The organism is Streptomyces sp. NPDC005402 (genome assembly GCF_040606575.1).
In the GTDB taxonomy this organism is placed as follows: Bacteria; Actinomycetota; Actinomycetes; order Streptomycetales; family Streptomycetaceae; genus Streptomyces.
The window spans coordinates 305,550-328,872 of record NZ_JBEXFB010000010.1; the positions used below are offsets into that span (position 1 = coordinate 305,550).

Below are 23,323 nucleotides of genomic sequence, written 5' to 3' on the forward strand. Positions count from 1 at the left end.
CGATTTCCCCCGGAGTTCCCCGCGAACCGGTCAACGAACGGTCAACCGGTGGGCGGCAAGGCCGACCTGACGGGGCGTGGTGTGAGCCCGGTCATCCTCCGGGAGCGGTGATGAACATCCCTGCCCCGGCGTGCGTACTCCTGTGCGTCCGACCCGCCTCCTGGCGGGAAAACCCCTACCGGGCAGGAGGCACGGTGCCACTCTCGCGCAATGCGATGGGAACGCTGGTCGTGGGCGGAGCCCTCACACTGACCCTGGGCGCTCTCGCGTATCCGTCCATGCTGGGTGTCAGCCAGGCGTCCACCGCTCAGGACAGAATCATCGCCCAGACGCAGTGGGGCCCGCTGACCGAGCTGGACCGGGACTTCGTCGTCAAGGTGCGGGCGGCCGGTCTGTGGGAGTACCCGCTGGGCCAGGTCGCCCTGCAGAAGGGGACGACCCCGGAGGTGAAGGAGGCCGGACGGCACCTCATCGACGGACACGCGGCCCTGGACGCGGCCTGCCGCAAGATCGCCCCGATGCTCAACATCACCATCCCGAACGTGGCGAGCCCGCAGCAGGTCGGCTTCGTGAACACGATCGAGTCGAGCAGCGGCCAGCAGTTCGACACGAACTTCGCCAACATCCTGCGGGTGACGCACGGCTCGATCTTCAACACGATCTCGAAGGTCCGCTCCACCACCAAGAACTCGCTGGTGCGGTCGCTGGCCGACATGGCCAACGACACGGTGCTCGACCACATGACGGTCATGGAGAAGACCGGCTTCGTCAACTTCGACCAGGCCCTCTTCATGCAGACCACTCCGCCGAAGCTGCCCGACACCGACCTGACTCCGCCCGCGCCGCAGCCCGGCGCACCGATGGTGGTGCTCAGCCCGCCGGCCAACCCGACGTCGACGCCGCTCGCGGTCCCGGGCGAGAACGCCAACGGCGCCACTCCGGCCACGGGCGCGACCCCGACGCCGACCGTCGGTTAGCCCTAGCCGAGCCAGACCGTCGTATCCGGTGCCAGCAGCCCGTCCTCCAACGGGCTGCTGGTCAGGAGCACCTCCCCGGCCGGCAGCGGGACGGCGGCCTGCGACAGGTTGGCGACACACCGCCAGCCCTCGTGGCGGACGAAGTCCAGCACGCCGGCCGGTCCGCCGTCGGCCCACCTGAGCTCTTCCCCCTGCAGGAGCTTGCGGCGCAGGCGCAGGGCGGTGCGGTAGAGCTCCAGCGTGGAGCCCTCGACACCGTCCTGGGCCTCGACGGCGTACTCGGCGAACCACTGCGGCTGCGGCAACCAGGCACCGCCGGCTCCGAAGCCGTACGAGGGACCGCTCCTCGTCCACGGCAGCGGCACCCGGCACCCGTCGCGCCCCTTGCGGACCCGGCCCGTCTGCTCCCAGATCGGGTCCTGGAGCACCTCGACGGGCAGATCGGCGACCTCGGGCAGTCCGAGTTCCTCGCCCTGGTAGACGTACGACGATCCCGGCAGCGCGAGCATGAGCAGCGTGGCCGCGCGAGCGCGTCGCAGGCCGTGAGCGAGGTCGATCGCGGGCGCGTGGCCGCCGGACAGCAGCCAGGCGTTCTCGTCGGTGCCCGGCGGGAGCACGAGGCGGGAGGCGTGCCGTACGACGTCGTGGTTGGAGAGCACCCAGGTGGCCGAGGCATGGGCCGCGCGGGCGGTGGCGAGGGAGTCGGTGATGGCCTGGCGCAGCTCGCCGGCGTCCCAGGGCGTCTGGAGGTACTCGAAGTTGAAGGCCTGGCCGAGTTCGTCCGCGCGGGCGTACAGCGCGCGGCGCGAGCCCGGCACCCAGGCCTCGGCGACGGCCGTACGCGGCGGGGTGTAGGAGTCGAGGATGGTGCGCCAGTCGCGGTAGATCTCGTGGACCTCGTCGCGGTCCCAGTAGGGATGGCTGCCCGGCGGCAGGTGGTCCAGGGCCTCCTCCGCGACGCCGGGCAGGTCGCCGAGGTCGCGCAGCGGCTCGGTCAGGTCCTTGACCAGCGCGTGCGCCACGTCCACCCGGAAGCCGTCGACCCCGCGGTCCGACCAGAAGCGCAGGGTGGTGCAAAAGTCCTCGCGGACCTCCTCGTGGGACCAGTTGAGGTCGGGCTGCTCGGGGGCGAACAGATGCAGGTACCACTGTCCGTCGGCGACCCGCCGCCAGGCGCTGCCGCCGAAGACGGACCGCCAGTCGGTGGGCGGGAGTTCGCCGTGCGCGCCGCGCCCGTCACGGAACACGTAGCGCTCGCGGGCCGCGGACCCGGGGCCGGCGGCGAGGGCCTCCTGGAACCAGACGTGCTGGTGGGAGGTGTGGTTCGGGACGAGATCGACGATCACCTTCAGGCCGAGCCGGTGGGCCTCGGCGACCATGGCGTCGAAGTCGTCGAGGCTGCCCAGGCGCGGGTCGACGTCCCGGTGGTCGGCGACGTCGTAGCCGCCGTCGGCGAGTTCGGAGGGGTAGAAGGGGCTCAGCCACAGGGCGTCGGCGCCGAGGGCGGCCAGGTGCGTGAGGCGCTCGGTGACGCCCCTGAGGTCCCCGAGGCCGTCCCCGTCGGCGTCGGCGAAGCTGCGCGGATAGACCTGGTAGACGACGGCCTGCCGCCACCAGTTCGGGTCGTTGCTGGAGAGATCGGGCGAGGGGTCTGGCGTGGTGGTGCGGGAGGTCACGCGGGCTCCTCTTCCATGCGGGTGCGATATGTGCGGTCCATGAAGGCGACAAAGGGGATATCTGTCCACCCCGCCGGAAAAGTGAACCTGAGCGATTTCCGGAGCAGATCGTTCCTGCTGTGTCGAAATTGTGATGACACTCGAACCGGCCATGTATCACCGCAGGTTGACAGCATTCCGCAAGGAGATCCACGATGTGTGAACACCGTGGCGCATGTGACCAATGGGCCCAGTGTTTTCTGATGCTTGCTGTAACCACTCACTCTCATCCTGACGGGATACGTATGTCCATAGCGAGACGTGTCACCATGCGGCGCCTGTTGGGGACGGGCGCCGCGACGCTCGCCTTCTCCGCCGCCCTCGCCTCCGTCGCCTCCGCCTCCGACTGCCCCGGCGGCAAGGGCTGGGGGAACGGCGGGCACTACCAGCCGGGCACGGGCGCCGGCTCGAAGACCGAGACCGACCGCTGCGAGTTCTCCCTCGACGGCAAGAACTTCTACGCCTCGGTCAAGGTCGACGACCAGAACCTGAAGCCGGGCGACGACGGCAAGGTCCACGTCAAGGTCCGTGCGGCGGGCGACGCGTCCACCTGCACCGCCTCCCTGGCGTCCTACCTCGCGCACGGCCCGACGTTCGCCACCTCCGGCGAGCAGGTCTTCCACGACTTCGACACCGTGACCGTCAAGGCGGGCTCCGTCGACACCCTCGACGTGGCCATCCCCGACGCGGGCTGCTACGGACAGGTCGACCTGTACCGGGGCAACACGAAGTTCGACGGCAAGCTCGACGCCAACGACGGCTTCACGCACGGCGACCTCCCCAAGGGCCCGGACCACCCGGTCATCAAGGACAAGCTGATCGCGGCCTGGAACGGCGGCACGAAGGACTGCACGACCACGCAGACCACGCCTCCGGCGACCCCGCCCGCGGAGGAGTCCACTCCGCCGGCCTCGGAGTCGACCCCGCCGGCCTCCGAGTCCACCCCGCCGGCGTCCGAGAGCACGCCGCCGGCGTCCGAGACCCCGGGCACGGGCACTCCGACCCCGTCCGCGTCGGAGTCCACCACGACTCCGGCCGCCCCCACCCCGAACGGCGGCGGCGGTGACAACCTCGCCGAGACCGGCGCCAGCAGCAACACCCCGCTGATCGCGGGCGGTGCGGCGGTGCTGCTCGCGGGCGGCGCGGGCATCGTGCTGGCCACGCGTCGCCGCAAGGCTTCGCGCGCCTGACGCCTTCTGACGCCTCTTGACGACGGGGCCGTCCCACCCTCCGGGGTGTGGGCGGCCCTTTCGGCGTGTGCTCACGCCGTACCCGTGTCGCCGTACCCGCTGTGGCCCAAAAAATCGAACACATGATTGAATCCGGGCATGCGATCGTTCCCCGACGACCTCGCCCGAGCACAGCGGGAGTGGAGTACCACCTACCGACAGCTCGCCGAGCACCCCGGCCGCACGGACCTGCGCCGACGCCTGCACCGACTGTCGACCCGAGTGTTCTTCCATCCCCACTGGCAGCAGGGGCGCCCGCGCCCCGCCGAGTGGTGGCGGCTGCGTGAGAACACGGCCGAACGGCGCGACCGATGACGGACCGAAATGCGGGACCCTACGCTCCGGACGATCCTGAAGACATGTCCGGACCGATCCGCGTGATCGTGCACCCTCCGTCCCCCACCGGCGGCCGCCGCGTCCGCGTGGACGGCGAGATCCTCGGCCTGGCCCACAACCTGACCGACATCGCGGAGTTCCTCCGCCGGGCGGGGCTGGAGATCGACGCGGCCGAGGTGGCGGAGGCGGCGTGGATCGAGTGGAAGGGGGGCGGACCGGAGCGGTGGGGAGTGGAGGGGTGAGGTCGATCGCCGGCCGGAGACTTTCGGGACGCCGGGTGGGTGCGACGAGTTCACGCGCAGGTCGGCGCTGTGGGCGACTGCCGGCGAGCGCGATGGACGTGGTCCACAGACACGGCCTCGTCTTCGCTGTGGCTGGATCGACGGGAACGGGCTCGCTCGTCACGATTCCGTCGAGCTGATCGAACGCATCCGCAAGGAGCTGTGAACCGTGACGCACTTCGAGTTCGCCCACGGCACCTGGACCGCCGTCGTACGGAGCCCTACCGCGGCCTGGTCCTCCACGATGAGGCGTGGCACTGGGCGATGAGCCGGATCCACGGGGAGTGGTACCCCGTCGAGCATCCCGAACTGGCCGCCCCGTGCCCCGCATACCGGGAACTGGACTGACCGCTCAGGACACCTGCTGCAACAACCCCCGGACCGCCTCGTCCACCACCGAGTACCGCACCACCCGTCCCTCCTTCTCCCCCGCCACCACCCCGGCCGCCCGCAGCAGCCGCAACGCCTGCGACACGGCGGGGTCGTTCATGCCGGTCGCGATCGCCAGGTCGGAGACGGCCAGCGGGCCGGTCCGGTGCAGGGCGAGCAGCAAGGACAGTCGGTTCGGGTCGGCCAGCAGGGCGAAACGGTCGGACCAGGTGCGGACGTGTCCCGGGTCGCCGATCGCGGCGATGGCGTCGCACACCCGGTGTCCGTCGATGGTACGGCGGTCGGCTCGGTCGGCCGGGACGAGGTGCATGGGGCTCATCCTCGCAGGCGACCTTGTGTGATCTTCCATACCTGCGCAGGTATGCAGCTATGCAGGAGCCCCCGCTCCCGCCTACGGTGGTCGGGCCGTGGTGCTCGGGAAACCGGTGACGACCCCTCAAAGGTCCATGCCGGTGCGGCCCTCGCCACTGTGATCGGGGAGTTTCCCTCCCACGTCCCTCGCGGGACAGCCACTGGCCGTCACCATCAGGCCGGGAAGGCGGGCAGGGAAACGCACGACCCGTAAGCCAGGAGACCGGCCACGGCAGCTCACGCGTTCATCCACGAGGTGCTGGAGTGACCACCGTATGACTGACCCTGCCCTGCCCGAGACCGCCGCCGCCTCCTTCCGCTGGCGCCGCGAGGACACCGTCAAGACGGTCGGTCTGATGGTTGCGATCGCCGCCCTGCACGTCGTCGCCTTCGGCATCCTCTTCCTGCTCGTCGTCCCGGAGCACTATGAGGTGGGCGACAAGGCCTTCGGTATCGGCCTCGGCATCACCGCCTACACCCTCGGCATGCGGCACGCGTTCGACGCCGACCACATCGCCGCGATCGACAACACCACCCGCAAGCTGATGGCCGACGGCAAGCGGCCGGTGTCCGGAGGGTTCTGGTTCGCGCTGGGGCACTCCAGTGTCGTGGTCCTGCTCGCCGCGCTGATCGCCGGCGGCACCCAGCTCGCCGGCAAGGTCATGAACGAGGGCTCAAGTACCCACCAGGTCCTGGGATTTCTCGGTACGACGGTCTCCGGTTCGTTCCTCTACCTCATCGCCGCCCTCAACCTGGTCGCCCTGCTGGGCATCCTGAAGGTCTTCCGGGCGATGCGGGCGGGGACGTACGACGAGAAGGAGCTGGAGCAGCATCTCGACTCGCGCGGGTTCATGAACCGGATCCTCGGGCGGCTCACCAAGTCCATCACCCGGCCGGGGCAGATGTATCCGCTGGGATTCCTGTTCGGGCTCGGCTTCGACACGGCCACGGAGGTGACCCTGATGGTGATGGCCGGGTCGGGCGCGGCGGCCGGGCTGCCCTGGTACGCGATCCTGTGCCTGCCTCTGCTGTTCGCCGCCGGGATGAGCCTGTTCGACACGCTCGACGGCACGTTCATGAACTTCGCCTACCAGTGGGCCTTCTCCAACCCGGTGCGCAAGGTGTTCTACAACCTCGCCATCACCGGACTGTCCATCGCGGTCGCCTTCTTCATCGGCACGATCGAGCTGGTCGGTGTCGTGCACGACAAGTTCGACCTCACCGACGCCCTCACCACCTGGATCGCCGACATCGACCTCGACAACGTCGGCTACGTCATCGTCGGCCTGTTCGTGGTGGTGTGGGCGGCGGCGATCTCCTACTGGCGGCTCGCGAAGGTGGAGCAGCGGTGGGGTGTGCGGGCGGCCGAGGCGACGGCAGAGTGAGGCCCGGCGCCGCTCTCTGCCGCTGTCAGACCCCCTCCACCGCCGTCAGCCACAGCTTCACGTAGCGCTCCACGTCCACCGCCAACCCCACGTCCACCAGGGTTACTTCGCGCTCGCCCTCGTGGATCTCGGACTCGCCGGGACGGGAGCGGCGGTCGACGACGGTCTGGCCGCGGGTCGGGCCCGGGGCCAGGCTCACCTCCACCGGCAGCAGCTCGGTGGTCAGGCCCTCCGGGTCGACGACCGCGCACACCGCGCCCGCGTCACCGAGGCCGCCGGTGGGGGTGGGGTCGCCGGAGGTGGCGGGGTCGCGGTGGGCGAGGAGTTCACCGGCCATGCGCAGGGACGGTTCCGAACTGGCTCGCAGCCGCTGGACGTCGGCGGCTGGCACCAGAACCTGCTGGAAGACGTCCAGGCCGTACATCGTGATCGGCACCCCGGCGGTGAGCAGGACGGCGGCCGCCTCGGGGTCGTGCCAGACGTTGAACTCCGCGACCGGCGTGGCGTTCCCGGTCGCCACCGCGCCGCCCATGAACACGATCCGCTCGATGTTCCGCACCACTTCGGGGTGGGTGCGCAGGAGCAGCGCGATGTTGGTGAGCGGCGCGGTCGGGACGAGCGTGACGGGGGTGGGCGAGGCGAGGATCTCCCGCCTGAGCAGCGTCACCGCGTCCACGTCCACGGCCACCCGGGTCGGCGCGGGCAGCCCCAGGTCGCCCATGCCGTCGAGGCCGTGCACGTGCTGCGCGGTGCGCACGGGCTCGATCAGCGGCCGCGCGGCACCCCGGGCGACGGGGATGTCCCCGGCCCCGGCCTGCTCCAGGACGGTCAGCGTGTTGCGGACGACGCCGTCGATGTCGGTGTTCCCGGCGACACAGGTGACCGCGCGCAGGTCGATGCCTGGATGCCGTACGGCGAACAACAGAGCCAGGGCGTCGTCGACACCGGTGTCGCAGTCGATGATCACCGGGATGGGCTGACCGGTCACGGCGGGGGTCCTTTCGTCACTGGGTACGGCACCGACCTTACGCAGCAGCCCAGAGTTCGGCCCCGCGATCACCGGCCCGGGCGGCGATCCGGTCCAGCAGCTCGTCGACCGGCGCGGCTCCGGGCCTACGGCCGTCCCGCAGCCGTACGGCCGCACAGTCGGCGTCGGCCTCCCGCTCGCCGATCACCGCCTGGTACGGCACCAGGCGCGCGGCGCGGACGCGGGCGCCGAGGGTGCCGTCACCGGGGCCGGCGAGTTCGGCCCGGATGCCGCGCGCTACGGCCCGCCGTACGACGTCGAGGGCCCGCTCCTCCTGTGCCTCGGCCACCGGCAGGACCACCAGCTGCACGGGGGCGAGCCACACCGGGAACGCGCCGCCGTGCGCCTCGATGAGATGCGCGACCACCCGTTCCACGCTGCCGATGATGCTGCGGTGGACCATCACCGGGCGGTGCTTGGCGCCGTCGGGGCCGGTGTAGTGGAGGTCGAAGCGTTCGGGCTGGTGGAAGTCGATCTGGACGGTGGAGAGGGTGGACTCGCGGCCGGCGGGGTCGGTGATCTGCACATCGATCTTCGGGCCGTAGAAGGCGGCCTCACCCTCGACGGACTCGTACGCGATGCCGTCCAGGACCTCTTCGAGGAGGGCGGTGGCGCGGCGCCAGAGCGCGGGGTTCGCGACGTACTTGGCGGAGTCTCCCGGGAGGGACAGACGGTACCGGCTCGCGCGGATGCCGAGGTCGTCGTAGGCACGACGGATGAGGTCGAGGGCGGCGCGGGCCTCCTCGACCGCCTGCTCCAGGGTGCAGAAAATGTGGGCGTCGTTGAGCTGGATGGAGCGGACGCGGGTGAGGCCGCCGAGGACGCCCGACAGTTCGGAGCGGTACATGCCTCCCAACTCAGCGAGTCGGAGGGGTAGTTCACGGTAGCTGTGGGAGCGGGAACGGTAGATGAGGGCGTGGTGCGGACAGAGGCTGGGCCGCAGGACGACCTCCTCGCCGCCGCTCAGCCGCATCGGCGGGAACATGTCCTCGCTGTAGTGGTCCCAGTGCCCGGAGATCTCGTACAGCTCCCGCTTCCCGAGCACGGGCGAGTACACGTGCCGGTACCCGGCGGCCCGCTCGGCCTCCCTGACGTACTCCTCCAGGACATGCCGTACGACGGCCCCGTCGGGCAGCCAGTACGGCAGCCCCGCGCCCATCAGCGGATCGGTGTCGAACAGATCGAGCTCACGGCCGAGTCGGCGGTGGTCCTGCACGGGGTTCATGGGGCTCATGGGGTTCTCCCTCGCGGTGAGGGGCGAGGAACCGACGGGAACGACAAAGCCCCGGGGCACTCGCCCCGGGGCTTCGGACTGCGTCAGCTGTCAGCGCGCCGGGACCTGCTCCGGCGTCGTCGTGATCGACGGGATGGCAATGGCTCGGACGCGCTGCATAGGGCGAGGGTAGGGGAAGGAGTGGGGGTGGGGCGAAGGGTTTTCCGGGGCGGGCAGGCCCGGGCACGCCGAGCCCGGGGCTGGTCAGGGGTGTGCGTGATGCAGGGACCGTATGAAGGTGGTCCAGGTGGGGGGGACGACCTGGAGTATCGGTCCGTCGGGGGTCTTGGAGTCGCGGACGGCGACGGTGTGGGGGTGGTTGCGGGCGACTTCGACGCACTCGCCGTTGCCGCTGCTGTGGCTGGACTTGGCGAACTCGAAGTGCGGCACGGTCACAGCTCCTTGCGGATGCGTTCGATCAGCTCGACGGAATCATGAAGAGCGAGCCCGTTCCTTGCGATCCGCTCGAACTTGGTGTTGTGACGGGCGGCGTCCGCCTCGCTCTCCAGCCACAGCGTAGACGAGGTCGTGTCCATGTAGACCACGTCCATCGCGCCGGGTTCGGCGAAGGAGACGACGCTGAAGGCACTGGTCATGCCGGGGTGGGAGCCCGCGAGGAACGGGACCACCTGAAGCTTGATGTTGGGGAACCGGGACGCCTCGACGAGGTGATCCAGCTGGGTCCGCATGACATCGCGGCCGCCGACCAGTTGACGCAGAGCTCCTTCGCCAACAACGGCCCACAGGTCGATCGGGCTGCTGTCCGCCAACCGCGCCTGCCGGGCGACCTTGGCCTCCACGAACCGCTCGATCTCGCCGGGCTCGTCCCAGTCGGCGTTGCCGATCGCCAGTGCCCTGGCGTAGTCCGGCGTCTGCAGCAGGCCCGGGACGAAGGCTCCTTGCCAGGTCCGGACGCTGGTCGCGATGTCCTCCAGGGCGACGTACTCCACCAGGGAACGCAGCTCGGGGTACTGGTTCCACCACCCTTTGGCCTTCCGACGCTCCCGGTCGGTCCGGGCGAGGCTCAACAGCCGCTCCACGGTTTTCGGGTCGGTCACGCCGTACAGCTCGCACAGGATCTTGATGTCGGGATCGCGGAACGGCACCCACCCGCGCTCCATCTTGGCCACCTTGGCGGCCGTCGCCGACAGCGCCTCCGCAGCCTGCGGCTGGGTCAGGCCGACGCGGTCACGCAGTCTCAGCAACTCCCCGCCCAACTTGCGCGCGAGGACGGTGGATACGCGGGTTCCGCGCATGAACTGGCCTGTGGACACCTCGGGTCACCTCCTGATCGTGGCCAGTGTGCGGTTCGCCGGAGACGCAGCACAAGCCAAATCGGAGACATATTTCCCCGAGACTCCTTGCGTAAATGCCAGGCGCATCACTACCGTCAGTACTTGCTCAGCCACGCAGTGACACCAGTTGGCGGAAGTGCACCGTGCTGCCCGCACGGCGGAGCCACCCCAACGTCCCCAGCCCCGCACCCCGGAGGACGCCGTGACCGACTCCTGCCCTCCCCGCCCACCCAAGTCCTACGACCGCCACGACGAGGTCAATTACACCCCGTTCCCGCGCAGCATCCCCCTCGCCCGCAGACACGTGGCCGGACTCGCCGTCGACTGGGGCCATCCGGCCCTCGCCGGCGACGCAGCCCTGGTGGCAAGTGAGTTGTGCACGAACGCCCTGCTGCACGGCTGCCTACGAGACCGTCTCTTCCGCGTCGAGACAACCCTCACCCACACCGCGCTCCGTATCGCGGTGACCGACCCGAGGGGCGAACGCCTCCCCGGCACCCGACCGCCCCACCCCGACGACCAGTTCGGCCGAGGCCTGCTCATCGTGCGCGTACTGGCCGGTCGCTGGGCGGTGGAAAGGCTCACGGTGGGCAAGACGGTGTGGGCGGAACTGGACCTCCCGCAGAAACACGATGCGTAGCTGCACGAAGGCGAGGAGAGGAGAGGCGCGGGCAGCTTCAACGGGGCCCTGGCGTTTTGCGGCCAGGAGGCGGACAACGTCAGGGACGAGCTCAGCGCGATCGCACCCGAGTCGTCGTCCACGACTGGCTCCGCACAGGGAGATCTCGAATTGACGTCGTAGCCGCCAGCGGTTCGATCTGTTGCGTTGTTGGTAGTAGGCCTGTCTGGCGAGCTTCAGGACGCGGCACGCCACCGTGACGGGCACCCCATCCACGCCAGCTCTTTCACGAGCGGGTAGATCCTTTTCCCGGGAGCTTCGCCTGCGACAGATAGGCGGCGGCTTAGGACCTCGTTCTCCTGCTCCAGCAGCTTGATGTGCCGACGCGCTTGCCGTAGTTCCCCGTTCGGATATGGCTTGGGCACCGCAATATCCTTTCCACCCGCTCCACAGGACAAGCCGGTTCAGATGTCACCCGATCGTGCGACAGACCCCCCGGTGCGCCATGAGGTGGGTGGATGATGGCACCTCAGCGTTTACCGACAAGGGGGCAGCGATGAGATACGACTTCGATGTCATGGTGGAATTTTTCAAGGCCCGTCTTCGTGAGGACGAACATGCGGCCAAAGCGCTGAAGCCCAGCAAGAACGAGGATATGGATCGGTTGCGGGACCGGATCCTTTCCGACGTCGAGGCAAAGCGCAGGCTCATGGAATGGGTGTTCGCGCCTCAGCAGGAACTGGCGGAGTGGGAGCACTCCTTCGCCGGTGGCCTGTTCATCAAAGGGTGGATGCGACTCCGCCAGCCGGTGATTGAGCAACTCGTAGCGGCGTACGCCGATCACCCCGACTTCCACCCCGAGTGGAAGCTGGTCGAGGTCGAGCCGATTTAGGACGAGAGCCGCACCCGCCTGATACTCCGGCCGTAGATCATGATCTAACTGGCGTGGGGAGCCATGGAGACAGGGGGCCACCGATATTCATCTGGACGAGATTGACCACGCCACGGGCGTCCGTCCCTTCTCTACCTACTCGAGCCCACCGGGACGGAAGGCATCTTTCATCTCGCTGAACTTCGCGGTCGTTGCCGGGGTCCATTCCTTCGGCTGTTCAGCAAGACGGAGGGCATCGTCAATCTCGCGGAGCTTCGAGGAAGGCAGCACGCCCGCCCGCTCGATCAAGTCGTCCCGGGACACGGTGGTCAGCCACGTGCAAGGGGTAAAGCCTGGATGAGCGAACGCGAGCCGCAGCACTCCTTCCATGGGCAGTCCTTCCTTGGCGCCTACGGCCACCTCGACGCCCAGACCGCTGATGTCGATGCCTGCCGGAGCGACGATCTGCATCGCCCGGAGCTGGGACGCCTCGGCTCCCGACAGCAGTACGACCAGCCGTCGCTCGTCGAACTCGACCCACCAGACTTCGCCGCGTTGCATATGTCCTCCAGGCACGATCTGCGGTGAGGGCGCTGAGGATACGGGTGCTCACAGCACAGATCCTGCCCGTTGGCAGGATCTGGTCCGACTGGCGACGCCGCCGTCAAGCCCGGGCCCGAGCCTGCCACAACCAGCGGCAGGCCGCCCACCAACCATGAACATCACGATCTACGGCTGGAGTACTCACGCAATGATGTGCAGGATGAGGCCACACACCGGCCTCCTGCGCCATGTGTCAATTCACCCTCATTGCTGATCACCGACGCCAACCGCAGTCACCGTCGTCCTGGTTGCACGGGAACTCGTTCCAGTTTCCGTCTCATCCAGCACCGTTCACGGCCGTTCAGCCAGGACCAACGACCTCGGCCTCCTCTGTACGGGCGCTCGCCCCGCGCACCACCGCCACCGCCGTCAGGGCGACCGCCAGGCCCAGCCCGGTCTGCGTGGTGAAGGGCTCGTCGAACATCAGGGTGCCCCAGATGGCGGTGACCGGGGCCATGAGGAACATGAGGGTGTTGACCTCGGTGACTCCGGAGCGCTGGAGGACGAGCCAGTACAGGCCGTAGCCGCCGAAGGTGGAGAGGGTCACGAGCCAGACCGTCGCCAGCCAGAAGGACCCGGTGGTGGGCGGGGTCGCGGTGCCGGTCGTGAAGGCGGCGGTCGTGAAGACGACGGCGCTGGTGGCGCAGTGGACGGTCATCGACACGGCCGGGGTCACCGGGGTGCGGGAGCGCCGGTCGAGGAAGGTGGCCGCGACCAGCGAGAGCATTCCGGCGAACGGGACGAGATAGGTCCACCAGGCGACGCCCGTCGTCGACGCCGCGTCGGCCGTGGTGACCAGGGCGACTCCGCCGAGGCCCAGGCACAGCCCGAGCCACTGCCGGGCCGAGACGTACTCGCGCAGCAGCGGACCGGCGAGCGCTCCCGCGACCAGCGGCTGGGTGCCGTCGATCAGGGCCGTCGTACCGCTGGAGACGCCGAGCTGGATGGCGTAGTACACGGTGAGCAGGTAGCCGCTCTGGGAGAGCAGGCCGATCAGGGCCTGCCGTGCGATGTCGCGGGGCGCGAGACCATGCCATGGAGCGCGGCCCCGGTGGACGGCGAACACCGCGAGGACGGCCGCCAGCGGCAGGAACCGCCACATCAGCAGCGTCATCGCGCCGGCGTCCTGCGTGCCCAGCTTGGCGCCGACGAATCCCGAGCTCCAGCACACGACGAAGGCGGCGGGGAGCAGGACGTTCATGAAGGTCACCGCCTGCGAGTAGACAGATCTGTATACGTCCTTGCCTCGCCCACTATACAGATCGGTATAGTGGGCGGGGTGGGAGACCAAACACACGAAGTCCGGCGCATCGGCATGACCCCCGGCGCCCGGCGCGCCCTCGCGGCGGCGTCCCGGCTGTTCTACGAGCGCGGCATCCACGCGGTCGGCGTGGACCTCATCGCCGCCGAGGCCGGGGTGACGAAGAAGACGCTCTACGACCGGTTCGGCTCCAAGGAGCAGATCGTCGTGGAGTACCTCGCCGACCGGGACGAGCGCTGGCGGACGTACGTCATGGAGCGGCTGGAGGCGGCGGGGCCGGGAGCCGCCGACCGGGTCCGCGCGATCTTCGACGCCTCTCGGGAGTGGATGGACGACAGCAGTCCCAAGGGGTGCGCCATGGTCAACGCCCACGCCGAGATCAGCGACCCCGCCCACCCGGCGTACACCGTCATCACCGGCCAGAAGCAGTGGATGCTCCGGCTCTTCACCGACCTGGCCCCCGGACAGGCCCGCACGCTCATGCTGCTGCACGAGGGCGCACTGGTCGCCCACGGGCTGCGCGTCTTCGCCGACCCGATCGGGCTGGCCTGCGAGGAGGCGATGAAGGTGCTGGAGGTGGTGGAGGTGGTGGAGGTGGTGGAGGCGATGGACACGGTGAAGGCGAGGGAGACGGTGGACGGGGTTGCAGGTGGTGGACGTGGGGGACGGGGTGGATCGGCGGGGGTCGTAGACGCGGCTCGACACACCCCCCTAACCCGTACGGCCCAGACCACTGGTGACCTCGGTGTACCCGGTGATCACTTGGAACCATGACCCCGCCCCGCGCCGCCCGCGCCGCCGCCTCCGCTCTCGCCCTCTCCGGGCTCCTGGCCGCCACCGCCTGTTCCGCGCTCTCCACTCCCCCCACCGCCCCCAAGCCACCGATCACGCCGCCCAGCAGCGCGCCTCCGCCGTCTCCCAAGGCGTCTCCCACGGCGTCTCCCGCCGCGTCCTCGGCCCTCACCGAGGCCATGGCGCAGGCCGCGCTCATCACCTACGCGGACCTCGGTGAGCCCTGGACGCCGACCCAGGGCGTGGCCACCTGGCACGACGGAGTGCTGAAGGCCAAGGCCGACCGGCGGGAGTGTCAGCGGCTGCTCGACGCGCTGTACGCGGACGAGTTGTTCGGGGCCGGCGCCCAACCCCGGGCGGTCGTCGGGATGGACGACGTGTGGAACCAGGCGCAGATGCGGTATCAGGTGCTCGCGCGTCCACCGGCGGAGATCGACAAGACCCTGGCCTGGCTCAAGAGCCTTCCGCGGAAGTGCTCGCAGTTCGCGGCCACCACGACCACGGGGGCCGTCCTGGGCGTGCAGGTCACCGTGATGCCATTGCCGGAGGCGGGGAATGCCCGGCAGGGGCTGCGGGTCCTGCTGACCGGGCAGTCGCCGGACGGCGCCCCGACCACGCTCGCGCTGGACGTCGCCGCGCTCCGCGTGGGGGAGGACGCGATCAGTGTGACGAACGGCGGTTTCGGCGACGTGCAGACGGAGGCCACACAGGCGGCCGTACAGCTGGGCGCCGAGCGGCTGACGGAGGTGAGGAGGCAGGGGCGCGTGGAGGTGTGAGGTCGTGAGGGGTCACTCCAGCTGTCAGTCCCGGTCGAACCGCTTCCGGTGCCAGACCACGTCGTGCGCCACCTCGAGCGCGGTGCGGCCGTACGCGAAGGCGTGCGCGCGCAGCCGGGCCAGGGCCTCGTCCGAATCGACGCCGAGCTGCACCATGATCATGCCGACGGCCTGGTACACCTCGTCGTGCGTGCTGGCCAGGCCACTGAGCCAGAGGTCGTCGCCGTCGGGGCCGCTCTCCTCCCGCCGGGGCAGGGCCATCAGGGCCACCGTCATGACGCTGGCCACGAGCTCGGCGACGCGCAGTTCACGCCGGGTGAGTTCACCGGGGGCGTCGCGGTAGAGGTCGAGGGTGCCCACGCACACGGTGTCGTTGCCGAGCGGCATCGAGTACACCGCCCGTATCCCGACGGCGGTGGCCTGCTGGGCGAAGACCGGCCAGCGGCCCGCGTCCCGGCCGGACGTCAGATCGGTGGCGAACACGGCGGCGCCGGCCGCCGCGGCGGCCGTGCAGGGGCCGTCGCCCAGGGTGGCCTGGATGTCCGACAGTTGAGCGGCCCGGTCACTGCTGGCGCTGAGCTGGACGGGCATGCCGTTGCTGCGCAACGACACGCTCGCACCGGCCACGGGCAGCAACTCCACGGCGGCCACACACAGCTTGCCCGGGATCTCCGCGGGGCCGGCGCCCCGCACCCCCGCCGCGATCACATCGGAGGCCCGCACGTGGTCCTGCGGGGGGTGGGGTGCGGTTTCGTTGCCGGGAGTGGTTTCGTTGCGGGGAGCGGTTTCGTTGCCGTGGCGGGCGTCGTGACCGTGGCGGGCGTCGTGACCGGGTCCGGGATCGCGGTTCTGGGCGGGGTCGCGGTCCTGAACGGAGTCGGCTTGGCGATCGGGGGCGTTTTCGCGTTTCTGGCGGGCTTCGCGGCCGGGTCCGGATTCGTAGTCGTGACCGGCTTGGCGGCCGTGGTTGGCTTCGCGGCCGAGTCCGGCTACGCGGTTCTGGCCGACCTCGGCCTCGCGCCTTACCCCGTGCTGCCGACCAACCTCACGCTCCCGCCCGCTGTCGCGGTCCTGCCCGGCCTCCCACTCCCACCCGACCTGGTGATCCCGCCCGACCCCGCCCTCCTGGCCGCTCCCACGGTCACGTCCCGGCGTCTCGCGCTCACGCCCGACCCCGCGCTCTGGCCCGCCGCCAGGCCCGCGTCCACCGCCGCCGCCACGTTCACGCCCACCGCCGCGGTCCCGCTCCCGTCCGCCCTGGCCTTCGCGTTCCGCCTCGTGCCCCGGTCGGCGCGGTTCGGTCCTCGGCGTTTCGAACGAGTCGGCGCCGGCGTCGCCGCCCGCCGCCCCGGCGAACGGACCGGGCTCGTCGCCATGGGCGTCGCCGCGGTCGTCCCTGGGCCGCACGGTCACCGCCTCCTTCGCCAAAGCGGGCTGTCCGTCATCGGCCCCCGAGCAGGCTCACCGGGGGCGGGGGCGCCGCTCGTGGCGTACCGCCCAGGGGCACCGCCCGGCTACCCCTCGTCCACTGGGCGAAACGCTCAGGACACGGGACCTGTCCGGCCGACCAGCGCTCCTGCGCCGACCTGACCGAGTGAAGGGTCTCCGGTGGTCCGGACCTCCGCGTCCTCTCCTGCGCCCTTCACAGACCGCACAGCCATTCACTACGGTCTTCGGTGACGGTCAGGGAGCGGCCGCACAGCGACGACCCGTGCCGGAGCCGCCCGTGCGCCCCCGCCCGTCCCTCTCCCCACCGACCCCAGCCGTGCCATGTCCTACGTCCCTGTTCCCGCGACGCCGACCGGGGCGCCTCCCGCCGTCCCGAGCGGGCCGGGGACCTTCCGGGAGGACCGCGCGTCAGGGCGCGTGCCCCCACCGGGGCGGCCGCCGTCCACCGACGGAGACGGCGGCCGCCCCGGCACCCGGTTCAGCGCTTCTCGTACGGATCCGCCGGGGCGGCCGCCGCACCGCGCTCGCGTCCACGACCGGCGGCCAGGCGCCGTCGGTGCCGAGCCGGCCCTTGGGCTGCCAGGTGCCGGTGACGGTGACCCAGGTGTCGACCGGCGGGGCCCGCGCTACGGCCGGCCACCGTCCTCTGGTTCTCCACGCGCCCTGTCCCGCCCGCCCCGCGAATGTTCCCGGGCAGGCTAACCGGACATACCTGCGCGCAGGCCCGGAATCGTTAGAGGGGCGGCTGTGCGGGCGCCGGTCCGAGGGTGGTGGTGCCGGGGGCCGTACGGTGTCCGAGGCCCGTGCGGTACGCGTCCAGCGCCGCCTCGACCCTTCCCGTACGGCGGAGCAGATCGCCCAGCAGCCGGCACAGGTCGGCCAGGTCTCCGGCGGCGCCGGCCCGCTCCAGGAGGCTCAGGGCGCGGACGTAGTGCTCCTCGGCGGCCTCGGTGTCCCGGGCGTCCTCGGCGATGATCCCGAGGAGGCGGTGGGCGGCGGCGGAGTGCAGGGCGCCGCGTTCGGAACTGAGGTCGCTGAGCACGTCGTGGAGCAGGGCGGCGGCCTCGTCGGACTTGCCGCGCCGGTGCAGCACGTCGGCGAGTTCGACGGCGGCCTGGCTGGAGTAGAGGGCGGCCCGCTTGGCGGACAGCATGGCGAGCGCCTGCCTCAACTCGGCCTCGGCGCGCTCCAGTTCGCCGTTCTGGGCGTAGACGTATCCACGCATCCAGTGGCAGTTGGCGAGTTCGGTGCGGAGCTGGAGCTGCCGGTACAGTTCGGCGGCCTTGGCGAGGGAGGCGTCGGCCTCGGCGAGGCGCCCCTCGGCGAGCAGGGTGCGGGCGACGGAGCGGTGCATCCGGGCGACGAGGGCGGGGTCGCCGGATCGCGGGGCGAGCGCGAGGGCGAGTTCGGCGGCCTGGGCGGCGCGGGCGTGGGCGCCCATGTCCATGTACGGGCCGATGACGCTCGCGTAGAGGAGCAGCAGGGCGTCGGGGTCGTGGAGGCCACCGCGGTTGAGCTCGTCGATGGTGGATTCCAACAGGTAGACGGAGTAGCGGAGTTCACCGGTGAGGTAGTGGGAGAGGGCGCGTCCACGCAGGGCGGGGACGCGGGCGGGCAGCGGCACGTCGTCGCCGAGGGCCTGCTCGGACCGCTCGAAGTACTGGCGGGCGGCGCCGAGTTCGCCCGTCTCCACGGCGCACTCCCCGAGCCCGAGCAGGGCCGCGGCCCGCACCTCGGCGAGGTCGAGCGCGTCGGCCTCGGCGAGCAGAGCGGCGTACTGCGTGGCGGATTCCTCGGCCTCTCCGGTGGCGAGGGTGCGCTGGGCCTCGGTGAGGCGGAGCCGCAGATCGGTGACGAGACGGGCCGGGCGGCCGGTGGCCAGTTCCTCGAAGCCGACGCCGAGGCGGTCGGCGAGATGCCGGAGTGCGTCGTCGGAGGGCCGTACCCGCCCGGACTCCAGGGTGGAGATGTAGGCCGGTGTGTAGGCCGGTTCGGCCAGCTGTTTCTGTGTCAGCCCGCGGTCGACCCGCAGCTGCTGCACCCGTCGCCCGATGACGCCCGGGTCGTCCCGCTCCGACATGGCCAACTCCCCAAGCCCCTCTTGCCGTTCGGCTCTCGCAGCCCCTAGGTTAAACGGCGTATTAACCCTGCTTAATACACCGTCACCGCCATGGGTAATCACCGCCACCGCTGCGAGGTCGCCGTGCTCGAACGCACCAGCACCACCGCGCGCTACGCCAGGGGGTTCGCCGCCGCGGTCGTGGCCGTGGCCACCCTGGTCCTCGCGGCCAACGCGGGACCAGCGAAGGCGGCGGGACCGCACCCGGCCGAGGAGCGGGCCGCCCAGCCGCAGCACGCGGCCGGGCCCGCCTCGGGCTGAGCCGTTCGCCGGCTCAGCCGGTCTGGCAGCTCAGTCGTGTCGAGCTTCCAGGCACCGAGTTCCGTGGTGACGACGAGGAGCGTTCCGTACGGCTGCTAGGTAGTGACCGATGGCCAGGAAGATCCAGGGCGCCGTCGTCGGTGTCGGTGGCTTCGAAGGTCAGTATCCCGGAATCGTGGAGCGGCTGCTCAGAGCTGGAACTCCGCCGGCGGGACGCCGAGGGCCGTGCAGGCCTCCCTCAGGACCGCCTGCTCCGCCTGGGAGAAGTGGCCGTCGGCGCCGGCGATGACGATGCCGGTCTGGATCACCGCGCGTGCCTCGGTGGGCTTCTTGGCGGCCTTGGCGATCTCCTGGAGCGCCTCGGCCTTGCCCTGCGGGAAGTTGCGGGTCAGTTGGTCCACATGCTTGTGGAAACGGGTGCGCAGCTGCTCCGGCGGGAAGTTCTGCAGCACCTCGTTGCCGAGGATGAGCGACTCCATCTGCTGCATCTCGGCCGCGTCCACCTGGCCGTCCGCGGCCGCGACCAGGGCACACATCGCCATGCTGGCGTCCCGGTACGCGCCGCTCTTCAGCTCGGTCTTCAGGGAGCCGAGCTGGGTCTTCAGCACGCCGACGAGCTGGGCGCGCGAACCGCCGCGGGAGCTGCCCTGTCCGTGCCCGCCGGTCGTCGTGCCGCGCCCGCTCTGAGCCTGCTGCTGCAGGTTCTTGGCCTGGTCCTTGAGCCGGTCGAACAGTGCCATTGACGTCACCTCGGTACTCGTCTGAGTGATCTCACCCGGTCAACGGACACCCCCGGGTAAAGGTTCCACCAAGTCACCTCGGCGGATCTCCCGGTACCCGCCGTCGGGAATGTACGTCCGCCACCGCGCCCGGCTCAGCCCGCCGCCCGCGCGGGCGCACCCGCGCGTGATCGCGTGGTCGGCGGTGACGGCGTACCGCTGGAGCGGAAGGTGTGCGCTGCCCACGTACAGGATGCTGCCGCCGGGGCCGAGGGCGAGGGCGTCGATCCGTTCGCCCGGGGTGGTCAGCGGGCCGCCGAGCGGCTGGAGGGTGGAGACGTCCCAGGGCTGGAGGCTGCCGGCGTCTCCGGCCACGGCGAGGGTGCGGCCACCGGGGCTGAAGGGGAGCGCGGAGACGGCCCCGCGGTGTCGGGCCGGCGGTCCTCGCCTTCTGACCCACGCCCCCAACCGGGGCCGCCGACTCCCACTCCCCACGTCGACGGACGACCCCCTCGTCGCCGACACCGGCACCGGCTCGGCGTCGGCGGCCGCTTCCCCGTGCCCCGCGGGCCCCGGCGCCTACGCTGCCCCCATGACGTCTGCCGCCGCCCGTACCGCGCTGGAGCTCACCGCCGACCTCCCGGTCCCCGGCCTGGAGGACTTCTACCGGGACCTGCACCGCCACCCCGAGCTGTCGTTCGAGGAGCACCGCACGGCGGCCCGGCTCACCGAGCGGCTGAAGGCGGCCGGCTTCGAGACGGCCGAGGGCATCGGCCGCACCGGTGTCGTGGGCGTTCTGCGCAACGGCGACGGGCCCACCGTCCTGCTGCGCGCCGACATGGACGCGCTCCCGGTCGAGGAGCAGACCGGGCTGCCGTACGCCTCCCGGACGCCCGGGGTGATGCACGCCTGCGGGCACGACCTGCATGTGACCTGGCTCGCGGGGGCGGCGAAGGCGCTCGCGGACGGCCGGGACGCCTGGTCCGGGACGCTGCTCCTGGTGGGCCAGCCCGCCGAGGAGTCCGGCGGCGGGGCGGCCGCGATGGTCGCCGACGGGCTCTACGACCGTTTCCCGCGCCCGGACGTGCTGCTCGGCCAGCATGTGGCCCCGGGGCTCGCCGGGCTGTACCCGCACGTGCCCGGGCTGATCATGTCGGCGACGACGGACGTCGAGATCGTGGTGCACGGGCGGGGCGGGCACGGCTCACGCCCCGAGACGACGGTCGACCCGGTCGTCACGGCCGCGTACCTCGTCACGCGTCTGCAGACGGTCGTCAGCCGGGAGATCAAGCCGCGCGAGGCGGCGGTCCTGACGGTGGGCCGGATCGAGGCGGGCACGGCGGCGAACATCATCCCGTCCACCGCCCGTATCTCCCTCAACCTGCGCACCCAGTCCGAGGCGGTCCGGGACCGGATGCTGGCCGCGATCCGCCGGATCGCCGAGGGCGAGTGCCATGCGGCGGGCTGCCCGCGTGAGCCCGAGGTGACCCTGGGCGGCTCGTTCCCGGTGACGGTCAACGACCCCGAGACCGACCACCGGATCGCCGCCGTGCACCGCGAGGTCTTCGGCACCGACACCGTCTTCGACTCCGGCCCGGCGATGGCCAGCGAGGACTTCTCGGAGCTCGCGGTCGGCGAAGTCCCGTACTCCTACTGGTTCGTGACCTCCACCCCGGCCGCGACCTGGGACGCGGCGCCGGGCGCGGACCTGATGGAGAAGTTCGACGCCGTCCCCAGCAACCACAGCCCCCACTTCGCCCCGGACCTGTCGACGGTGGCGCCGGGGGTGCTGACGCTGGTGTCGGGGGCGCTCGCGATGCTCGGCTAGAACGGCGTCGCCTGCAACTCACTCAGCTGCTTCCGCACGTTCTCCAGGGCGCCGGGGCGGCGTCCCGGGACGCGGGTGCGCAACTGGGCGAGCAGCGCGCCGAGTTCCTGCGCCCGGGACTTGTCGCGCACCTGGCCCCACTGGTGGTGGGCCCGGTCGACGGCCTTCTCCACGGCCGGCGAGTCCGGGGCCTGCCCGGCGGCCAGCCGGGTCTCGGCCACCGTCAGCCAGATCCGGCAGCTGCGCGCCGAGTCCCTGGCGAACATCGCGAGATCCGCCCGGACCTCGGACCAGTGCAGGGCCTGCTCGGAGGCGGGGCCGTGGGCGCGGGTGGCGGCCTGCTCGTGCGCCAGGGCGATCGCGTCGGCCTCCTGGTGGCGGCCGGCCTGGACGGCGGCGGTGACCTGGACGTGGGGGTCCTGCGGCTGGGGAGGACGGACGGCCGCCGGCTGAGGGGCCCGGCCCGCACGCACCGACCCGTCCGGGGATCCGCCCTCCGGGGGAGTGCGAGGACGAGGCGGTTCGGGCCGATAGGGGGGTCCGGGGGCGAAGCCACCGGGTGCGGCCACCGGCACCGGCGGCACGGTCAGGACCACATCCCCGTACGCGTCGCTGCCCAGCCGTCCGAACGCCTGCTGATGCAACTCCGGTTCGGCGGGCCGGTACCCGCTGCGCAGAATCGTCGCGATCGTCTTCATGTACGCCGGCACGGCCACCGTGCGCCGGGACGGCGGCGGCGCGATCCGCCCGAACACCGCGTTGTTGCGGCCGGAGTCGAGCGCGTGCGCCCCCAGCCACCCCCAGGTGTCGGTGTCGGCGTGCAGGTCGAGGAAGAGCGTCGTCGACCCCGGGGAACGCAGCCGGAACTCCTCGCGGATCCACTGCCACGGCAGCGCGGTGTAGCGCACGGTGGCCGGGGTCGTGCGGGCCAGCGCCAGGTGGGGCAGGTGCTGGCGGCGGTCCAGGGCGAGCTGGCCCGCGATGAAGACGGTGAGCGGGCCCGGGGTGGCCGCGACGGCGCGCAGGCGGGTCAGGACGGCCTGCGGTTCCAGGGGGTCGGCAAGCTCGACGACGTTGGCGGTGTCGGTGCCGGAGAGCACGGCCGGCGGCACCGCCGCGAGGACGGGAAGCGCGGACGCCGCGTCCACCAGACGGCTCTTGCCCACCGGTGAGGCGGCGAGCAGCAGCACGGTTCCGGGCATCGGTCCCTCCCCATCCCCCGTCGATCACTTACGGCAGCACGGTAACCGCTGCGGCTGCGAAGGGGAGTTCTCAGGGCGACAAACGTCCCTTTCCTGCCCGCTCGTCGGCCCGGCGCACCGCGAAGACGGTGGTGTCGTCGAGCAGTCTTCCGCCGCGGTGCCCGCGGGTGCCGTCACGGACGAGGGCCACCGGACGGCGGGGTTCGACGGCTGTCGGGTCGACCGGTGCGGCCAGGAGCCGTCGGCGATGACGTAGGTGACCAGGGCGAGCGCGGCGAAGGCGGCGGTGCCGGGGACCCCGCAGATCGCGGCCGCGATGCCGGGGACCAGGACGACCCAGGAGATCATCCGGAACTCGGCGGCCGTGTTGTAGTCGATCGCGGTGATCGCGGCCGGCAGCAGGAGGGGCGGCACCCAGGCGACACTGTGGCCGCGGACACGGAGCACCTGTCCCCGGCCGACACCGCTCATGGGGCCGGCGAAACACGGTGGGCCTCTCGCCGCCATTCGACTTGCCAGGGCCCCTTGGCAGGTGTGCTCTGGTAGTCGGGGGCGTAGCGGGGT

At 71.1% G+C, this 23,323-nt stretch carries 25 protein-coding genes, 2 pseudogenes and 1 riboswitch; of the genes and pseudogenes, 13 read left to right on the plus strand and 14 right to left on the minus strand.

What is annotated here, in order from left to right:
- The first annotated feature begins 215 nt into the window (after positions 1-215).
- On the plus strand, positions 216-977 hold the full coding sequence (locus ABZT02_RS21745; RefSeq protein WP_356019659.1) for a DUF4142 domain-containing protein: 762 nt from the start codon (positions 216-218) through the stop codon (positions 975-977).
- Positions 978-979: 2 nt separating this feature from the next.
- Here ABZT02_RS21745 and ABZT02_RS21750 read toward each other — a convergent pair whose 3' ends face one another.
- The gene (locus tag ABZT02_RS21750) at positions 980-2,653 is read right to left on the minus strand and encodes a glycoside hydrolase family 13 protein (protein ID WP_356019609.1); all 1,674 of its coding nucleotides are present in this window, start codon (positions 2,651-2,653) and stop codon (positions 980-982) included.
- Positions 2,654-2,937: 284 nt separating this feature from the next.
- Between ABZT02_RS21750 and ABZT02_RS21755 the strand changes: the two genes are divergently transcribed.
- The 4 genes from ABZT02_RS21755 to ABZT02_RS21770 all read left to right on the plus strand — a co-directional run bounded on the left by ABZT02_RS21755 (position 2,938) and on the right by ABZT02_RS21770 (position 4,886).
- Positions 2,938-3,882 (plus strand): LAETG motif-containing sortase-dependent surface protein, encoded by a 945-nt coding sequence (locus ABZT02_RS21755; protein ID WP_356019610.1) that lies wholly within the window; start codon positions 2,938-2,940, stop codon positions 3,880-3,882.
- Between the two features lie 138 nt (positions 3,883-4,020).
- Complete coding sequence (locus ABZT02_RS21760; RefSeq protein WP_356019611.1) at positions 4,021-4,236, plus strand: hypothetical protein; 216 nt, start codon at positions 4,021-4,023, stop codon at positions 4,234-4,236.
- 44 nt (positions 4,237-4,280) lie between these two features.
- Complete coding sequence (locus tag ABZT02_RS21765; RefSeq protein ID WP_356019612.1) at positions 4,281-4,499, plus strand: hypothetical protein; 219 nt, start codon at positions 4,281-4,283, stop codon at positions 4,497-4,499.
- A gap of 201 nt (positions 4,500-4,700) precedes the next feature.
- On the plus strand, positions 4,701-4,886 hold the full coding sequence (locus ABZT02_RS21770) for a hypothetical protein (RefSeq protein WP_356019613.1): 186 nt from the start codon (positions 4,701-4,703) through the stop codon (positions 4,884-4,886).
- Positions 4,887-4,890: 4 nt separating this feature from the next.
- On the opposite strand, the gene ABZT02_RS21775 is transcribed toward ABZT02_RS21770, so the two are convergent.
- Positions 4,891-5,238, minus strand: coding sequence for a metalloregulator ArsR/SmtB family transcription factor (locus tag ABZT02_RS21775; protein WP_356019614.1), 348 nt, complete (start codon positions 5,236-5,238; stop codon positions 4,891-4,893).
- Positions 5,239-5,319: 81 nt separating this feature from the next.
- Positions 5,320-5,526: riboswitch (cobalamin riboswitch) on the plus strand.
- 28 nt (positions 5,527-5,554) lie between these two features.
- On the opposite strand from ABZT02_RS21775, the gene ABZT02_RS21780 reads away from it, so the two are divergent.
- Entirely contained in the window at positions 5,555-6,664 is a 1,110-nt protein-coding gene (locus ABZT02_RS21780; protein WP_356019615.1) for a HoxN/HupN/NixA family nickel/cobalt transporter, read from the plus strand.
- A gap of 25 nt (positions 6,665-6,689) precedes the next feature.
- Here ABZT02_RS21780 and ABZT02_RS21785 read toward each other — a convergent pair whose 3' ends face one another.
- The 4 genes from ABZT02_RS21785 to ABZT02_RS21800 all read right to left on the minus strand — a co-directional run bounded on the left by ABZT02_RS21785 (position 6,690) and on the right by ABZT02_RS21800 (position 10,220).
- Positions 6,690-7,652, minus strand: coding sequence for a nucleoside hydrolase (locus ABZT02_RS21785; RefSeq protein ID WP_356019616.1), 963 nt, complete (start codon positions 7,650-7,652; stop codon positions 6,690-6,692).
- Positions 7,653-7,689: 37 nt separating this feature from the next.
- On the minus strand, positions 7,690-8,916 hold the full coding sequence (gene thrS / locus ABZT02_RS21790) for a threonine--tRNA ligase (protein WP_356019661.1): 1,227 nt from the start codon (positions 8,914-8,916) through the stop codon (positions 7,690-7,692).
- A 252-nt stretch (positions 8,917-9,168) separates the two neighbouring features.
- Positions 9,169-9,354, minus strand: coding sequence for a DUF397 domain-containing protein (locus ABZT02_RS21795; RefSeq protein ID WP_356019617.1), 186 nt, complete (start codon positions 9,352-9,354; stop codon positions 9,169-9,171).
- Between the two features lie 2 nt (positions 9,355-9,356).
- Positions 9,357-10,220: a helix-turn-helix transcriptional regulator gene (locus ABZT02_RS21800; protein ID WP_356019662.1), complete on the minus strand. Its 864-nt coding sequence runs from the start codon at positions 10,218-10,220 to the stop codon at positions 9,357-9,359.
- Between the two features lie 241 nt (positions 10,221-10,461).
- Between ABZT02_RS21800 and ABZT02_RS21805 the strand changes: the two genes are divergently transcribed.
- Both ABZT02_RS21805 and ABZT02_RS21810 read left to right on the plus strand, forming a co-directional pair.
- Positions 10,462-10,899, plus strand: coding sequence for an ATP-binding protein (locus tag ABZT02_RS21805; RefSeq protein WP_356019618.1), 438 nt, complete (start codon positions 10,462-10,464; stop codon positions 10,897-10,899).
- Between the two features lie 535 nt (positions 10,900-11,434).
- A complete protein-coding gene (locus tag ABZT02_RS21810) occupies positions 11,435-11,770 on the plus strand; it encodes a DUF6221 family protein (RefSeq protein ID WP_356019619.1) in 336 nt (111 codons plus the stop codon).
- 135 nt (positions 11,771-11,905) lie between these two features.
- On the opposite strand, the gene ABZT02_RS21815 is transcribed toward ABZT02_RS21810, so the two are convergent.
- Positions 11,906-12,310, minus strand: a complete 405-nt coding sequence (locus ABZT02_RS21815; protein ID WP_356019620.1) for a type II toxin-antitoxin system PemK/MazF family toxin — start codon at positions 12,308-12,310, stop codon at positions 11,906-11,908.
- A 343-nt stretch (positions 12,311-12,653) separates the two neighbouring features.
- The gene (locus ABZT02_RS21820) at positions 12,654-13,553 is read right to left on the minus strand and encodes a DMT family transporter (RefSeq protein WP_356019621.1); all 900 of its coding nucleotides are present in this window, start codon (positions 13,551-13,553) and stop codon (positions 12,654-12,656) included.
- A gap of 114 nt (positions 13,554-13,667) precedes the next feature.
- On the opposite strand from ABZT02_RS21820, the pseudogene ABZT02_RS21825 reads away from it, so the two are divergent.
- Together ABZT02_RS21825 and ABZT02_RS21830 are read left to right on the plus strand one after the other, a co-directional pair.
- A pseudogene (locus ABZT02_RS21825) lies at positions 13,668-14,186 on the plus strand (helix-turn-helix domain-containing protein); the annotation flags it as partial.
- Positions 14,187-14,383: 197 nt separating this feature from the next.
- Positions 14,384-15,181: a hypothetical protein gene (locus ABZT02_RS21830; protein WP_356019622.1), complete on the plus strand. Its 798-nt coding sequence runs from the start codon at positions 14,384-14,386 to the stop codon at positions 15,179-15,181.
- A 24-nt stretch (positions 15,182-15,205) separates the two neighbouring features.
- On the opposite strand, the gene ABZT02_RS21835 is transcribed toward ABZT02_RS21830, so the two are convergent.
- A complete protein-coding gene (locus ABZT02_RS21835; RefSeq protein ID WP_356019623.1) occupies positions 15,206-15,904 on the minus strand; it encodes an ANTAR domain-containing protein in 699 nt (232 codons plus the stop codon).
- Between the two features lie 72 nt (positions 15,905-15,976).
- Here ABZT02_RS21835 and ABZT02_RS21840 point away from each other — a divergent pair, with 72 nt between their 5' ends.
- A complete protein-coding gene (locus tag ABZT02_RS21840; RefSeq protein WP_356019624.1) occupies positions 15,977-16,771 on the plus strand; it encodes a hypothetical protein in 795 nt (264 codons plus the stop codon).
- A 592-nt stretch (positions 16,772-17,363) separates the two neighbouring features.
- On the opposite strand, the gene ABZT02_RS21845 is transcribed toward ABZT02_RS21840, so the two are convergent.
- On the minus strand, positions 17,364-18,710 hold the full coding sequence (locus ABZT02_RS21845; RefSeq protein WP_356019625.1) for a tetratricopeptide repeat protein: 1,347 nt from the start codon (positions 18,708-18,710) through the stop codon (positions 17,364-17,366).
- Between the two features lie 90 nt (positions 18,711-18,800).
- On the opposite strand from ABZT02_RS21845, the gene ABZT02_RS21850 reads away from it, so the two are divergent.
- Positions 18,801-19,010 carry a hypothetical protein gene (locus ABZT02_RS21850; RefSeq protein ID WP_356019665.1) on the plus strand — a complete coding sequence of 70 codons (210 nt, stop codon included), beginning with the start codon at positions 18,801-18,803 and terminating at the stop codon, positions 19,008-19,010.
- A 188-nt stretch (positions 19,011-19,198) separates the two neighbouring features.
- Here ABZT02_RS21850 and ABZT02_RS21855 read toward each other — a convergent pair whose 3' ends face one another.
- Both ABZT02_RS21855 and ABZT02_RS21860 read right to left on the minus strand, forming a co-directional pair.
- Positions 19,199-19,750, minus strand: a complete 552-nt coding sequence (locus tag ABZT02_RS21855) for a tellurite resistance TerB family protein (RefSeq protein ID WP_356019626.1) — start codon at positions 19,748-19,750, stop codon at positions 19,199-19,201.
- Between the two features lie 39 nt (positions 19,751-19,789).
- Entirely contained in the window at positions 19,790-20,104 is a 315-nt protein-coding gene (locus tag ABZT02_RS21860) for a hypothetical protein (RefSeq protein ID WP_356019628.1), read from the minus strand.
- Positions 20,105-20,321: 217 nt separating this feature from the next.
- On the opposite strand from ABZT02_RS21860, the gene ABZT02_RS21865 reads away from it, so the two are divergent.
- A complete protein-coding gene (locus tag ABZT02_RS21865; protein WP_356019629.1) occupies positions 20,322-21,557 on the plus strand; it encodes an amidohydrolase in 1,236 nt (411 codons plus the stop codon).
- On the opposite strand, the gene ABZT02_RS21870 is transcribed toward ABZT02_RS21865, so the two are convergent.
- Complete coding sequence (locus ABZT02_RS21870; protein WP_356019630.1) at positions 21,554-22,759, minus strand: hypothetical protein; 1,206 nt, start codon at positions 22,757-22,759, stop codon at positions 21,554-21,556. The genes ABZT02_RS21865 and ABZT02_RS21870 overlap by 4 nt on opposite strands.
- Positions 22,760-22,984: 225 nt before the next feature.
- Positions 22,985-23,230 (minus strand): annotated as a pseudogene (locus ABZT02_RS21875) (serine/threonine-protein phosphatase); the annotation flags it as partial.
- Between the last annotated feature and the right edge of the window lie 93 nt (positions 23,231-23,323).

What these genes read in the sequence shown, in the direction of transcription:
- ABZT02_RS21745 (WP_356019659.1), top strand. Translation starts at nt 216, where the DNA reads ATGGGAACGCTGGTCGTGGGCGGAGCCCTCACACTGACCCTGGGCGCT.
- ABZT02_RS21755 (WP_356019610.1), top strand. Translation starts at nt 2,938, where the DNA reads ATGTCCATAGCGAGACGTGTCACCATGCGGCGCCTGTTGGGGACGGGC.
- ABZT02_RS21760 (WP_356019611.1), top strand. Translation starts at nt 4,021, where the DNA reads ATGCGATCGTTCCCCGACGACCTCGCCCGAGCACAGCGGGAGTGGAGT.
- ABZT02_RS21765 (WP_356019612.1), top strand. Translation starts at nt 4,281, where the DNA reads ATGTCCGGACCGATCCGCGTGATCGTGCACCCTCCGTCCCCCACCGGC.
- ABZT02_RS21775 (WP_356019614.1), bottom strand. Translation starts at nt 5,238, where the DNA reads ATGCACCTCGTCCCGGCCGACCGAGCCGACCGCCGTACCATCGACGGA.
- ABZT02_RS21780 (WP_356019615.1), top strand. Translation starts at nt 5,555, where the DNA reads ATGACTGACCCTGCCCTGCCCGAGACCGCCGCCGCCTCCTTCCGCTGG.
- thrS (WP_356019661.1), bottom strand. Translation starts at nt 8,916, where the DNA reads ATGAACCCCGTGCAGGACCACCGCCGACTCGGCCGTGAGCTCGATCTG.
- ABZT02_RS21800 (WP_356019662.1), bottom strand. Translation starts at nt 10,220, where the DNA reads ATGCGCGGAACCCGCGTATCCACCGTCCTCGCGCGCAAGTTGGGCGGG.
- ABZT02_RS21810 (WP_356019619.1), top strand. Translation starts at nt 11,435, where the DNA reads ATGAGATACGACTTCGATGTCATGGTGGAATTTTTCAAGGCCCGTCTT.
- ABZT02_RS21815 (WP_356019620.1), bottom strand. Translation starts at nt 12,310, where the DNA reads ATGCAACGCGGCGAAGTCTGGTGGGTCGAGTTCGACGAGCGACGGCTG.
- ABZT02_RS21820 (WP_356019621.1), bottom strand. Translation starts at nt 13,553, where the DNA reads ATGAACGTCCTGCTCCCCGCCGCCTTCGTCGTGTGCTGGAGCTCGGGA.
- ABZT02_RS21830 (WP_356019622.1), top strand. Translation starts at nt 14,384, where the DNA reads ATGACCCCGCCCCGCGCCGCCCGCGCCGCCGCCTCCGCTCTCGCCCTC.
- ABZT02_RS21845 (WP_356019625.1), bottom strand. Translation starts at nt 18,710, where the DNA reads ATGTCGGAGCGGGACGACCCGGGCGTCATCGGGCGACGGGTGCAGCAG.
- ABZT02_RS21850 (WP_356019665.1), top strand. Translation starts at nt 18,801, where the DNA reads ATGGGTAATCACCGCCACCGCTGCGAGGTCGCCGTGCTCGAACGCACC.
- ABZT02_RS21855 (WP_356019626.1), bottom strand. Translation starts at nt 19,750, where the DNA reads ATGGCACTGTTCGACCGGCTCAAGGACCAGGCCAAGAACCTGCAGCAG.
- ABZT02_RS21865 (WP_356019629.1), top strand. Translation starts at nt 20,322, where the DNA reads ATGACGTCTGCCGCCGCCCGTACCGCGCTGGAGCTCACCGCCGACCTC.
- ABZT02_RS21870 (WP_356019630.1), bottom strand. Translation starts at nt 22,759, where the DNA reads ATGCCCGGAACCGTGCTGCTGCTCGCCGCCTCACCGGTGGGCAAGAGC.